This window comes from Paraburkholderia jirisanensis, assembly GCF_054782355.1.
The window spans coordinates 1,015,453-1,028,686 of sequence record NZ_BAAGSQ010000026.1; the positions used below are offsets into that span (position 1 = coordinate 1,015,453).

General features: G+C 62.7%; 12 protein-coding genes. 4 read left to right on the top strand and 8 right to left on the bottom strand.

Going from position 1 to position 13,234, the window contains the following annotated elements; all coding sequences use genetic code 11:
- Nucleotides 1-143: 143 nt before the first annotated feature.
- A complete protein-coding gene (locus tag ACYVNQ_RS20845; protein ID WP_460904473.1) occupies nt 144-1,238 on the bottom strand; it encodes a substrate-binding domain-containing protein in 1,095 nt (364 codons plus the stop codon).
- 202 nt (nt 1,239-1,440) lie between these two features.
- On the opposite strand from ACYVNQ_RS20845, the gene ACYVNQ_RS20850 reads away from it, so the two are divergent.
- Nucleotides 1,441-1,875, top strand: coding sequence for a MarR family winged helix-turn-helix transcriptional regulator (locus tag ACYVNQ_RS20850; protein ID WP_460904474.1), 435 nt, complete (start codon nt 1,441-1,443; stop codon nt 1,873-1,875).
- Nucleotides 1,876-1,886: 11 nt separating this feature from the next.
- Here the strand turns inward: ACYVNQ_RS20850 and ACYVNQ_RS20855 are convergent, their stop codons facing one another.
- A complete protein-coding gene (locus ACYVNQ_RS20855) occupies nt 1,887-2,354 on the bottom strand; it encodes a GNAT family N-acetyltransferase (RefSeq protein WP_460904475.1) in 468 nt (155 codons plus the stop codon).
- A 327-nt stretch (nt 2,355-2,681) separates the two neighbouring features.
- Between ACYVNQ_RS20855 and ACYVNQ_RS20860 the strand changes: the two genes are divergently transcribed.
- Nucleotides 2,682-4,421, top strand: coding sequence for an ABC transporter permease (locus ACYVNQ_RS20860; protein WP_460904476.1), 1,740 nt, complete (start codon nt 2,682-2,684; stop codon nt 4,419-4,421).
- A 76-nt stretch (nt 4,422-4,497) separates the two neighbouring features.
- Here ACYVNQ_RS20860 and ACYVNQ_RS20865 read toward each other — a convergent pair whose 3' ends face one another.
- The 3 genes from ACYVNQ_RS20865 to ACYVNQ_RS20875 all read right to left on the bottom strand — a co-directional run bounded on the left by ACYVNQ_RS20865 (nt 4,498) and on the right by ACYVNQ_RS20875 (nt 8,052).
- On the bottom strand, nt 4,498-5,559 hold the full coding sequence (locus tag ACYVNQ_RS20865; protein WP_460904477.1) for an ABC transporter substrate-binding protein: 1,062 nt from the start codon (nt 5,557-5,559) through the stop codon (nt 4,498-4,500).
- A 45-nt stretch (nt 5,560-5,604) separates the two neighbouring features.
- On the bottom strand, nt 5,605-6,627 hold the full coding sequence (locus ACYVNQ_RS20870; protein ID WP_460904478.1) for an aldo/keto reductase: 1,023 nt from the start codon (nt 6,625-6,627) through the stop codon (nt 5,605-5,607).
- 72 nt (nt 6,628-6,699) lie between these two features.
- A complete protein-coding gene (locus ACYVNQ_RS20875) occupies nt 6,700-8,052 on the bottom strand; it encodes a Rieske 2Fe-2S domain-containing protein (RefSeq protein ID WP_460904479.1) in 1,353 nt (450 codons plus the stop codon).
- Nucleotides 8,053-8,201: 149 nt separating this feature from the next.
- On the opposite strand from ACYVNQ_RS20875, the gene ACYVNQ_RS20880 reads away from it, so the two are divergent.
- Nucleotides 8,202-8,996, top strand: a complete 795-nt coding sequence (locus ACYVNQ_RS20880; RefSeq protein WP_460904480.1) for an IclR family transcriptional regulator — start codon at nt 8,202-8,204, stop codon at nt 8,994-8,996.
- Nucleotides 8,997-9,040: 44 nt separating this feature from the next.
- Nucleotides 9,041-10,030 (top strand): PDR/VanB family oxidoreductase, encoded by a 990-nt coding sequence (locus ACYVNQ_RS20885; RefSeq protein WP_460904481.1) that lies wholly within the window; start codon nt 9,041-9,043, stop codon nt 10,028-10,030.
- A gap of 123 nt (nt 10,031-10,153) precedes the next feature.
- Here the strand turns inward: ACYVNQ_RS20885 and ACYVNQ_RS20890 are convergent, their stop codons facing one another.
- From ACYVNQ_RS20890 to ACYVNQ_RS20900, 3 genes are read right to left on the bottom strand one after another with little or no spacing between them, the layout of a single operon-like run.
- Nucleotides 10,154-11,218: a PDR/VanB family oxidoreductase gene (locus ACYVNQ_RS20890; RefSeq protein ID WP_460904482.1), complete on the bottom strand. Its 1,065-nt coding sequence runs from the start codon at nt 11,216-11,218 to the stop codon at nt 10,154-10,156.
- 12 nt (nt 11,219-11,230) lie between these two features.
- Complete coding sequence (locus ACYVNQ_RS20895) at nt 11,231-12,472, bottom strand: Gfo/Idh/MocA family oxidoreductase (RefSeq protein WP_460904483.1); 1,242 nt, start codon at nt 12,470-12,472, stop codon at nt 11,231-11,233.
- Entirely contained in the window at nt 12,469-13,068 is a 600-nt protein-coding gene (locus ACYVNQ_RS20900) for a MarR family winged helix-turn-helix transcriptional regulator (protein WP_460904484.1), read from the bottom strand. The genes ACYVNQ_RS20895 and ACYVNQ_RS20900 overlap by 4 nt, the downstream gene beginning before the upstream one ends.
- Nucleotides 13,069-13,234: the final 166 nt, after the last annotated feature.

Sequence of the window (13,234 nt, forward strand, 5' to 3'; positions counted from 1 at the left end):
GGTACGGCAGAGCCGGCAAGCTGGCGGGCGGGGTCGCGCGGCTAGCGGCGCCCCGATCTGCGAGCCATGGTATGAACACATATTTTCCGCGTCAACAAAATATTTTCCATGGAAAGTAAATTGCTGAGCGATGCAGAGCAAGATCAGATGGGCGTCAACACCTGGAACCGATGGCCTTCTGCACGCGCCAGATGGATCGGCACGTGGTTCACGCGGCCACCCGCGTACAGCGCACCGCGTGCGCTGCGATACGGTAGTGGCGCAGTGCCGAGTTGCGCGAGCCCGGCACCTTGTGCGAGACGCCGCTGCTGCGCGTCGTCGAGTAGCGCAGCCAGGAAGTGGATGCCTTCATAAGTTGACTGACCGAAGGTATCGAGCGTCGGCGCGCGAGCGCCGAAATGGCTGTGATAGCGTTCCTTGAAGGCGAGATTCGCGTCGGATTCGAGCGAGGCGAAATACCCGGAGGCGACGTAGAGATCGGTCGTATGAGGGGCGCCGATTCCCAACAGTTCGTTTTCACCGAGTGCGCAGGAAAGGCGTAGCGCACGGTTCGCGAGTCCTGCGTTGCCGAACGCGCGGTTGAAGTCGACGGTATCCTGGCCGATCAGCGACACCAGCACCGCGTCGATTCGCCTGGCGCGGATCACATCGAGCACATGGCCATAGTCGTTGCTGCCAAAAGGCACATAGATATCGTCGAGCACCTCGCCACCGGTTTCGGCGACAAAGCGGCGCGCCAGTCGATGCGTCGCGCGCGGCCACACATAGTCGTTGCCGACGAACAGCCAACGCCGCGGCCGGTGTTGCGTGCCAAGCCAGCGGATCGCAGGGCGCAACTGGTTCGGCGTGGTCTCGCCGATGGCAAACACGCCGGGCGTACGTTCACCGCCTTCATAGAGCGGCGTATAGACGAACGGGATGCGCCCGCCGATCGCTTTGAGCAGATCGTGCCGCACGGCGCTCGTGTGCATGCCGACCAGCGCGTCGACGGCGCCATCGTCGATCCGTTCGGCAAGGCTCGTTTCGAGCGCGCGCGCGTCGTCGCCGGCGCTCACGCAGACCAGCTTGCAAGGACGCCCAGCGATGCCGGATGCGGCATTGAGCTCGCTGACCGCAAGACGCGCGGAGGCGAGTGCGCAAGGGCCCCAGATGCCCGCCGAACCGCCGAGCGGCACGCATAAGGCAATCGTCAGTTCGGAGTCGGGCTTGCTACGGCGAGAAGCAAAGCGCTGTTTCATGGACGGTCGGATTTCGCGAGTTAGGCTGACGGGACCGCTTGGCGTCGATGCATGCAAGCGCGGAAAGCCGCGACGCATGCACCAGCAACGGGCACGTGCGCGCAGGCCGGCACAGGTGCAGTGTAGTTCTGCACCGATACTTTCCACGGAAAATTTATATGCGTAGAATCGACGGCGTTATTCGATTCTCAATGCATCTCTCATGCCGGAAAACGATCTCTCCCAGTACCTTTCGTGGCTGCTTGCGTCGGCGCACCGCAACATGAAGCTGAGCCTCGCGCAGCGGGTCGCCGACGAACAGGTGAACGAGGAGCATTGGCGCATCCTGCAGGCCGTGTCGGACGAGCAGGGGCACTCGATGAGCGAGCTCGCGGAACAGGTGCTGCTGAACCTGCCGGCGCTCACCAAGAATATCGACAAGCTGGTGAGTCGCGGCCTCGTGCAACGCGCGGCGGACGACTACGACAGCCGCAAGGTGCTGGTATTTATCAGCGACCGTGGGTTGGAATTGCTGGCACGGCTCAAACCAGGCATCGATGCGCATCACGATGCGATCGAACAGGCGCTGGGGCCGCGCAATACGAAACAGCTGAAGAAGCTGTTGGGCCGGTTGATCGACGAAGCAGGGCCGCAATAACGGGCAGCGTGCTACTGGCCGCTACTCTTCATCACGAAGTCGATGTCGCTTTCGGAAACGACTTCAAATCCCAGGTTTTCATATAGACGCCGCGCCGGGTTGCCGCGCAGCACGTGCAGCGTAATCGTCGCGCCGGCCGCGCGGGCCTGCGCGAGCGCGGCGCGAATGATCTGCGTGCCGAGTCCCTTGCGTTGATGGCTCGGCAGGATCTGTATCTGATACAGGTACCAGTCGGTAGCGGGCTTCGAGAGTTTCAACAAGCCTACGTCCGCGTCCGCATAGCAGATGATTTGCGCGTCATCGAAATGAAAACGCATGCGTTCGTAATGAGTTGCTGCGTCGATGGGTTCGCCAGCGCGCGCCAGATGTTCGGTCATCGTGAGCCCACGCAGCTCCAGCAGAAAGGGTTCGTCGGCCAGCGTCGCGGCGCGCAAGCTGAGTGCGAGCCGCGTATCCACACGTCGATATTTGTCATGCATGAGAAAAATGCGCTTCAAGGCGCCGTAGAGCGTTAATCGACAATCTTTTCGCCAGATTCTCGCACGCGGCGTTCCGGGTGCCGAAATCCTGCAGCGCAGCACATCGGCCCTGCGCGACGCGCGGCGGTTGCGCATCACTACAACTACCTCACCACGTGCGCCCCGCACAGGAACATTTTTCCGAACGACCCACGCCTACCTCGGGGTTTCCTCTAGTTCTGATGCTTAGGTATCTAAGAATAAAGTTCCGGTCATCGTTGATGCGGAACATGCGCATTCGAGCGCCGCAGGGCTAACGCAGGGCCGAGACTCGGAAGGGGACAGCACGTGGAATTGACGACCGACGCGGCACCTGACGCACTCAGGCGCAACCGCCTGTCGAGCAAGTGGTTCATCATCGGCGGCGCGGTCGCGGTGGTTGCGGTGCTCGCGCTGATTCCGCTCACCTTCCTGTTCTGGCAGAGCTTCTTCACGCCACAGAGCGCCGACTCGCCGGCGGTCGTCACGCTCGGCAACTACGTCACTGCGTTCGGCAGCAAGCGCACGTTGCATACGCTTGTCACGTCGTTGCACTTCGCGTTTGGTGCTGCAATCGTCTCGTTCGTGATCGGCGCCGTGCTCGCGTGGATCATCGAGCGTACCAACACGCCGTTTCGCAAACTGTTCTATGCGGTTACGATCGTGCCGCTGATCATCCCCAGCATCCTGTTTACGATTTCGTGGATCTTTCTCACCAGCCCGAAAATCGGCGTGCTGAACGTCGCACTGGGTGCAGTGTTCGGTATCACGAAGCCGGTGTTCAACATCTACAGCATCGGCGGCATGATCTGGGTGGATGGCCTGCATTATTCGACGATGGCGTTCCTGCTGATGTCCGCTGCGTTTCGCGGCATGGACCCATCGCTCGAAGAATCGTCGCTGATGTGCGGTGCGGGTCTCGGCCGCACGATGTGGCGCATCACACTGCGGCTTGCGTTGCCCGCGGTGGCGTCGACGCTGCTGATCCTGTTCGTGCGCGCGCTGGAATCGTTCGAGGTGCCCGCATTGATCGGTTTGCCGGTCAAGCTGCAAGTGTTCACGTCATCGATCTACGAAGCGATCGAGCAGTACCCGAGCCAGGTCGGGCTCGCATCCTCGTATTCGATGCTGCTGGTCGTGATTACGTCGTTGTGCCTGTACATACAGGCGCGTGTAACGGGCCGCAGCGAACGCTTCTCTACGATGACCGGCAAGGGCTTCCGGCCGCGCGTAGTCGACATTGGCCGCTGGCGCTATCTGACCGTCGGTATCTTTGCGCTGTATTTCGTGCTGCTGGTTGCGCTGCCATTTGCGGTGCTGTTATGGTCGTCGCTGCAGAAATACTATCGTTCGCCGTCGCTCGACGCGTTGCAGCATCTGTCGTTCGGTGCGTATCGCTACATCCTGCATCTGTCGGTATTGCGCCGCGCGGTGGTGAATAGCCTGCTGCTGTCGGTGGGCTGCGCGACGGCCGTGATGTTGCTGTGCGCGGTGGTCAGCTGGATCGTGATCAAGACGAAGCTGCCCGGACGTACGCTGCTGAACAACCTCGCATCGCTGCCGCTGGTGTTTCCCGGGCTCGTGCTGGGCCTGTCGTTCATGATCGTTTCGCTGAAAGTCGACATCGGCATCTACGGCACATTGTGGATATTGCTGCTCGCGTATGTAACGCGCTTTTTGCCGTACGGCATGCGTTACACGTCAGTCTCGATGACGCAGATCAACAAGGAACTCGAAGAGTCTGCCGCGATGAGCTGCGCGAGCTGGGCTACGACCTTCTACCGGATCGTGTTGCCATTGCTGAAACCAGGCCTGCTGGCCGGCTGGATCTATGTGCTGATCGTATCGATTCGCGAGCTGTCGAGTTCGGTGCTGCTGTATAGCCCGGGCTCGGAGACGGTATCGATTGTGATCTGGGAGCTGTGGCAGAACGGCCAGTATGTCGAACTGTCGGCGCTGAGTGTGATGCTGGTGGTCGCGTTGTTGCTGCTCGTGTCGTTCGCACAATACGTGGGCGGCAAGTTCGGCGTGAAAGCCAACCACCGCTAGTGTCCTTTAGCGCCGCGCCAGCGCAACGATGCAGGGCACTCAACGCGCACCTGCATCGCACAACATGTCGGCCCGTTCAGGCCGACGCGTGCAGGAAGATCTGATTGAAGGTCTGCGTCCATGCCATCTTCTGCTTGAGCGGCATTGCAGGATCCACCAGCGTGACCTTGGTATCTTGCAGCGGCGAGGCCACGGTGCGATTGGTCGGCACATAATCGAGCGAGGCCAGAATGCGCTGCGCGTCGATCGACAGCAGATAGTCGTACATCAGCAGGCCGGCGGCCGGATGCGGTGCATGGTTCGTCACCGCCACGCCATTTGCGCGTGCCGCCGCGGGCTCCATCAGGAACCAGTCGATCGGCGCGCCCTTGCGTTTGGCCTGCGCCGGCATGTAGTTGTAGACCTCAAGCCCGAGCGGCACTTCACCTGCAGCCACCAGGTTCGTCAGCAACGAATTGCCGACTCGTGCCGATACGCCGTTTTTCTCGACAAGCGTGCGAAAAAAGTGCACACCCGAGTCGCCGCCCATCTGCGTGGCGATCGTTGCGAACCAGTCGGCGCTTTTTGCCTCGATGCCGAGTTTGCCTCTCCAGTGCGGCGCGAGCAAATCTTCGAAACGCTTCGGCAGGTCGCTGCGCTGGATGACGTTCGTGTTGTACGCCTGCACCCACACCGACAGCATGGTGGAGGCCCACATCCGGTGGTCAGGCAGCGTGTCGGGCATCAGTTGCGCATGCAACGGCGATGCGACCGGTTGCAGGATCTTTTCGCGGCGTAACGCATCGAGAAACGACGAGCCGGTGTGCACCGCGTCGACGATATAACGCCGGCCCTGCGTTTCCGCCACGCAGCGCTGTACGACCTGCTCGTCGCCGGCGCGCCATACATTGACCTTCACGCCATAACGTTGCTCGAATGGATCGATGAGCGGCGCGAGATCCGATTGCGCGATCGACGTGTAGAAGGTGAGTTCGCCTTCTTCTTTTGCCGCGCGCTCGATGCGCTCTGTGCGGTCGGCGCCGGTGTACTGCGTAAGCGCCATGTTGGGCGAAATGGCTTCGTTTGCCGAGGCGGATGTCGCATAGCCTGCGAACGGCATCAGCGCGCACAGTTTCACGACTGAACGTCGCGTTGTCATAGTGTCTCCGTGGGGTTTTATTGTTCGTATCGGCTGCGGTGCCCGTTATGCGCCAGCAAAATTTCTACGCCATAGCAGATTGAGTTCTTCGAGAACACTGCTGCGCAATGGCGGTGCGTCGGAGACGGCGCATAATTCCTCGACCTGGCTTAGCGCGGAAAACCCACCCAATACGGTCGTGACGCCCGGATGCTCGAGCACGAAGCGATACGCGCTCTGTGCGAGCGTCCAGCCGGGTTCGGTCACGACCCGATGCAACACGCGAGCTTTTCTTCGAGCCTCCTGCGTCGCGGCAGCTTCAGCATCGACACCGCGCGCCAGCGGATGGCGGCTCGCGCCGGCGACGCTTTCGTCGGTCAGAAAGCCGCCAGCCAGCGCGCTGAAAATCGCCGCTCCGCAGCCGCGCCGTTGTGCGTGACTGAGCACGTCGCCGCCGTCGCGCTCAACCGCGAGGCCCGCGGGCCGTGCCAACCCGGCGGTCGGATTGATCAACGTATACGACACATTGATCATGCTGAAGAGCCCGGTATCGAGCAGCGCATTCACTTCTGCGCCATCGTCGCCGCGGCAGATGAAGCCCACATGACGCGCCTTGCCTTCACGCAGCACACGCTCGAGTCCTTCGAGTGCGCCACCAGGCCGCAGGAAATCGTCAAAGCTCAGCGTCTTGTAGCCACGACCCTCGAGCGCAGTAGGGCCGGCGCGCGGGCCATTGTGGATTTGCAGAAAGTCGACGCATTCGAGTCCGAGCCGGCGCAGACTTGCTTCGGTCGAGCTCACCACGTGGCCAGCAATATCGCCAAGATCGGCCGCACGCACTTCCACTTTCGAATTGACGAGCGGCCGTACGCGCAGGGCTTTCAGCACGCGGCCGAGATTCTCTTCAGCTGCGCCATCGCCGTAGTCAGGCGCATTGTCGAAGTAATTGATGCCGAGTTCCAGCGCGCGCGCAATCACGCTGCACTGTTCGTCGAAACTGCCGCGCACCATCAAACCCGCATTGCCGCCGCAGCCGAAGCCGATCTCCGAAACGGCGATACCGGTCGTGCCAATCGTTCTATAGCGCATCGATCTGTCTCCGCCCGCATCGTCGAAGGGACGCAGCGCGAGCGGGCTTCGCGCTGCGCGGCGGCGTGCGCTTTAGCGTCCGGCGGTGTCCGCTTGCTCCTGCGCTTCGCGCTGTGCCGTCTCGAACGCTTCGATGCTGCGGTGCAGGTCTTTCACAAGTTCGATGGCAGGGCCGTAGCGATCGGCGTCATCGTTAAAGAAGCCCCGGTGGTACAGCTTGCGGAAGTTGTGCTTCAGCAGAGGCTGGCTGTAATCCGGCGCGCTGCCGGAACCGTAGATGATGTTCGGCGACGCATCGCGATAGAAGTTGATCGGCTCGAGACCTTCTTCGACGCGCCGGATCTGTTCGTCGAGCTGGCGCCGCAGCAGCACGATCGGAATGTCGGTGCGGCCAAGCAGCTCGGTGGTGCGGTCGGTGATCGGACCTTGCGCGTCCCATACCAGTGCGTCCTGCGCGAGCACATAATCGAGAATCGGCTTGCCGTTCGCGTCGAAGCGCGGTGGCTCGTACCACGGCACCGAATCCTGCCGGGGTGCTTCGACACCGGGCGGCGCAGCGTAGACCTGGTAACAGATGTGATAAGTGTGCGTATCGTCGATCGGCACGCGGATCTGATATTCGCTGCGCGCCGCGCCGGTTTTGCCGGTTTGCGTGAAGAACGGGAAGATCACCGTCGAATGTTCGCGCGTGTAGTCGGAATCTGCGCCAAGTTCTTTCGCGTAGCGCACGCCTTTGGAAAAACCGGTCTCGGTTTCGTTCGCGTACAGCTCCTTGATGCCGACGCCGGTTTTGAGCCGCGTATGCAGCGTATGTTCGGCGTGCGCCGCGGCCTCTTCGAAACGTCCTTGCTGTTCGAGCACGTACTGGAACATATGGCCGTGCGCCCATGCACTATGCGTCGGGTCGCCGGTATTTTCATGGCACTGCAGCCAGTTGCAGTTGATATGCATGATGCCGATCTGGCGCACTGCATTCGGCCATACGAACAGATCCCAGCGCGGCAACGCGGGCGCCGGTGCCGGGCCCAGATATGCGAACACGAGACCGCCCAGTTCCTGCACCGGGTAGGCCTTCAGTTTCTGCCTGATTTCGCCGCGCGGCGTCGCTTCCATCGGGCGCTCGACGCATTTGCCCCCTTCGTTGAAGAGCCAGCCGTGATACGGGCAGCGCAGCCCGCACTCATCCGGGATACCGAATTGCAGCTCGACGTTGCGATGCAGGCAGCGGTCGCCGACCAGCCCGAGCGTGCCGCTTTTGTCCTTATATAGCACCAGGTCTTCGCCGAGCACGCGCACCTTGCGCACCGGGTTGTCGTCGAGTTGCGCGTAGGGGGCGATCGGAATCCAGTAGCGGCGCATCAGTTCGCCGCCGGGCGTACCGGGGCCCACGCGCGTCAGGCGCTCGTTCATTGCTGCAGTCAGCATGTCGTCTCCAGAGGTGGGGCGTATCTATCTGTCGGTGTCAGTCCAGAATAGGTTTCGCCTGTTGGTCCGTCAAGCGGTACGAATTCTGTTCGACAGAACACTGTGGGCGGCGTATAACGAAGCTCACCGGTGCATGACGGAGACAACGGATGGACACGGAAATCGTAGTAAGCGCGCCCGCTGAAAGCGTTGAAATGCGCGTTCAGACACAAGGCGAAGCGCGCGACGAAGGCCGCACTCGCGTCGAGGCGGTCGAACGCTCGCTCGCGTTGTTGCAGTGCTTTCGGCAGCCTGGCGAAGGGCTTTCGCTGGCGGTGCTGGCGCAACGGTCGGGGTTCTACAAGAGCACGATCCTGCGGCTCACGGCGTCGCTGGTGTACATGAGGTTTCTCGAGCGCGATGCGGCCGGAAAATATCGGCTCGGCTCGGAATTGCGGCGCCTGGGTGCACTGAGCGAAGCACCGGTCAGTGTCGAAGCGCTGGTACGGCCGGCGCTGCAGAAACTGTCTTCGTTTACGCGCGAAACCGCATCGTTCTATGTGCGCGACGGCAATGAGCGCGTGTGCCTGTATCGCGTGAACTCGCCGCGTTCGACGCGCCACCATCTGGACGAAGGCTCGCGCCATCCGCTGAAAAGCGGTGCGGCGGGCCGCGTGCTGTGCGCTTACGAGCCGCAGTTCGCCAAAGACGAAAGTTCGGTGGCGATTCGCGCGCGCGGCTGGATCGTATCGAAGGGCGAGCGCGATCCGGATCTGGCCGCGATTGCGGTGCCGCTCACCAACGAGAGCGGCGAACTGCTCGGCGCGCTGACCGTGTCGGGGCTGCTCACGCGCTTTACCACCGATCAGGTGAAGATGTTCCGCAAGCTGCTGCTCGATACTGCAAACGAATTGCGGCCGCGCCTGCCGCCGCTGCGCATCATCGATCCGGCGCATAGCGCCTGACGCATGCGAGGCCTTGGTTCTCTCGAGAAAAACCGGAATTTTCAATGGACACATCCACGATGGAGCGCGTCGAGGCCGCCGGCGTCGACACGCACAGCACGCTGAGCCTGCGGCTCACGTCGATTCGCTACGCAGCGGCCGATATCAACCTGTATGAAATGCGCCGGCCCGACAATGCACCGTTGCCGACGGTCACGCCCGGTGCGCATATCGATGTGCATTTGCCGAACGGCATCATGCGGCAGTACTCGCTGGTCACCGCCGATGGCGATCCGCGCGCCTACGTGATCGGCATCAAGCGCGACCGCGCGAGCCGTGGCGGCTCCGCGTTCGTTCACGACCGGCTGCGCGTCGGGCAGACCCTCGAGGTGGGCGGACCGCGCAACAACTTTCCGCTGGACGAAACGGTGCGCCATACCGTGTTGCTGGCGGGCGGCATCGGCATTACGCCGATCTGGGCGATGGCGCAGCGTTTGCAAAAGCTCGGGCGCTCGTTCGAACTGCACTATGCGTGTCGCACGCGGCGCGAGGCGGCATTCGCCGAACAGATTGAAGCGTTGCCGCATGCGCATCTGCATATCGACGACGAACAGAACGGCAAGCCGCTCGACATGGCGGCCATCGTCGCGCGCGCGCCGCACGATGCGCACACCTATTGCTGCGGCCCGCTGCCGATGTTGAGCGCGTATGAAGCGGCCACAGCGAGTCTCGCGGCCGCTCAGGTGCACGCCGAATACTTCATGCCGAAAGCACAGGCCGCATGTGACGGCAACTTCATGGTCGAATTGCATCGTACCGGGCAGACGTTTGCGATACCTGAAGGAAAAACGATTCTGCAGGTGCTGCGTGAAGCGGGCGTCGCTGCGCCGTACTCGTGCGAGGAAGGCATCTGCGGCGCGTGCCAGGTGCGTGTGGTGGCGGGCACACCCGACCATCGCGACAGCGTATTGTCCGAGCGCGAGAAGCAGAGCGGCGAGACGATGTTGATCTGCTGCTCGGGTTCGAAATCGGAAAAGCTGGTGATCGATTTCTAGCGGCACGCAACGGCGCAACGTGGCGACGTGGCATCGCGTCGCAACGCAAGGAGCCACGCGATGCTGTTCGCCCGATTCGCCCGGCACGGTTTACGGCGCGCGTGCATGCGCCGTCAGTGCATGTCAAAGGTCGAGCACGAGCTCGTCGGACTTCGCACGCGATACGCAGATCATGATCGCGCTGCCGTATTCGTCTTCGTCGAGCACGAAGTCGCGATGATCCACTTCGCCCGCCAGCAGCTTCGTGCGGCACGAACCGCAGGTACCGGCTTCGCACGAGCTGGGAGTATCGATATCGTGGTCGCGCAGTGCTTCGAGGATCGTCTCGTGCGGCTGCACGGTGATGCATACACCACTGCGCGCGAGCCGTACGACGAAGGGTTTGTCTTCAGACACGTCATCATCGCCAGTTGCGCGGCTGTGCGCACTGGTGCCGAAGTCCTCGAAATGCACCGCCGACGCGGGCCACTGTGCGGCCGCCTCGCGCACCGCCTGCATCAGCGCGCGCGGCCCGCAGCAGTACAGGTGCGTATCGCCATCGCGAGCGGCAAGAAACGGGGCGAGCGCAACCGATTTGTCGCGCTCGCCGAAATCGTGATGCACGGTGACGTGTCCGATGCGACGCGCAACGCCGAGCTCGTCGAGAAACGCGGTCGACGCCGGCGTACGCGTGCAATACAGCAAATGGTACGGCGCATTGCGCGCTTCGAGTTCGGCGATCATCGCGCGCAGCGGTGTGATGCCGATGCCGCCGGCAATCAGCAAATACGAGGGCGCATCGCTGGTCAACGCAAAGTAGTTCTCCGGCCGCGCGACCTTCAACCGCGAGCCGACGCGCACGTCGTGCACCATGCTGGCGGAGCCGCCGCGGCTGCCGGCATCGAGCTTCACGGCGATCTGATAGCGGTCCCGCTCGCCTGGCATATTGCACAACGAATAGCGGCGCGACAGGCCGGCGGGCGTGCGGACCAGCACGTGCGCTCCTGCTTCGAAGGCCGGCAGTGGCGCGCGATCCGCCGCGCGCAGTTCGAACAGGTAGATGTCTTCCGCGATTTCGCTGCGCGCCGTGACTTCGAGCGACATGAAGCCGGTGTTGTCGAACAGCGCCTGCGCGGTGTCTGTTTCTTCGAGTGTGGCGACGCCGTCGGCGTCGTCTTCAAGGGCGGTTTGCATCACGGTATCGGTCATCGTCAATCTCTCTCAAGCGCGGAAAGCCTCGCGTATTCGCTGAGTGGTCGGTTCGCGCAACGCGACCTGGTGTTGCAGTTGCACTTCGCATCCGCTGTTGGACGACGCGATCGCGGCCTCGCATACTTCGAGATTCGCGAGGCCCCAGTGGCCGTCGTGAACTGCAGCCGCACTGCCGCGAATCGCCGCGTAGAACTCGGCCATCACGCGTGCGCGCGGCGATTCGCCGGCAGGCAGCGGGATATCGGTGCGGCCTGCGTCGGTATAGACGATCAGTCCATCCGGCGCCTGGCGAATCTCGCCGCGCTCGCAACTGACAATCGTCAAGCCGAAGAACGGTTGATGCGGCGCGGCGCCGGGAATCGCGTGTTTCGCGCGAGCCTGTTTGGCGAGCAGTTCGTCCTCGAGCGTACGCTTCGATTTCGCGCTGCCGCCACTGCGCATCGATGCATCGGCGGCGGGGCGGCCAGGACTTGCAAAGCCCCATTCACCGATGCCATCGCACAGTTCGGTGCTGAAGAAGCGCCCGTAGCCGTTATAAACGGCGGTGGCCGTGGCGCCATCGACGAAATCGATAAACACCGTATGCGCGCCGATTGCGCTGCGCTGCGGGTCCCAGTCGAAGGTTCTGGCACGCACGCTGCGCGCGTTCCCGCCGCACAGCAGGCGGATGATGTCGAACTGATGCGAGCCCTGGCGCATCGTTACGCCGCCGCCCTGACGCGTGTCGAGTTCGTCCGCGCGACGCGGCCGGTACAGCCAGTCGGTAAAGCACCACGTGTTGACCATCCGCACGCGTCCGAGCTCGCCCTGATCGATCAGCTCGCGCATCGCGTGGATCGGCGTGTCGTAGCTGTGCGAATGTCCGACCAGCAGCACCACGCCGGCAGCCTGCGCTGCGGCGACCATCGCCTGCGCGTCGGCCAGTTGCGCGGCCACCGGCTTCTCGACCAGCACGTGCTTGCGCGCACGACACGCGAGCAGCACGTGTTCGCGATGCAGCGTGGTGGGCGATGCGACGTAGATCGCATCGACCTGCGCATGCGCGAGCAGCGCGGGCAGATCTTCATAGGCGGCCACCCCGAATTCGTCGCTCGCTGCGCGCCGCACGGTTTGCGCCGGATCCGCGATGGCCGCGAGTTCGAAACCGTCATGCGCGGCGATCGCCGGCACGAACGCGCGGCCGGCGGTGCCGAAGCCCACAATGCCGATGCGCAGCGCACGGGCGGCGCGTTCGTGCGGTGTCGCGTTCATAGGATGTCGCCGTCCGGACTGCTGTCGTCGCGATGTGCTTTGCCGTTGCCTGCCTTGTTTGCGGCTTCGCTATCGGTTGCGTCGTCATCGGCGCGGCCGGTTGCGAACGAGTCGCCTGCGAGGTTCTCGATCATCGCGAGTAACGTGCGGCGTGTGGCGGTGATGTCGTCCGCGGAAATGCCGGCGAGCGCGATGCGGTTCACGTCGACCGCCTGCGGCACCAATGCGGCGCGCAGGCTTGCCCCCTTCGTCGTGAGGAAGATGCGCACCTGCTTGCGGTTATCAGGCAGCTTCTGGCGCGTCAGGTATCCCAGCGATTCCATCGTTTTCAGCGCGGAAAAAGTAGTGGGTTCGGCCACGCCCGCCTGTTCGCTCAACTGGCGCTGCGTGAGGCCGTCGGTTTGCCACAGGATGCGCAGGAACGTCCAGTGCCCGTACTGCACCGCGTGCTTGCGCAGACGTGCCTGCAATGAACGCGAGAAGCCGCGCGCCGTGTCCTTGATGAGGTGCGCCATGCGCTCCTCGGGCAGGGCCTCGCGCCAGTGGCGCAGCGTGCCCGGCAATGGGTCGCGCGGATTCTTGTCGCTTTTGCTCATGCATTCACCTGTGTCGGGGCATGTGCGTACACATGCGTTTTATAAATTAGATAGCTAAGTTTAACGTGTCAACGGTCGGATGTCAGCCGAGTGGAAGAAAGGTCCCCGGAAGGGCTTTTTTGCTTCGGTCCTGAGCCTTTTCTGATAAGGCTGAGCGGCCGTTCGC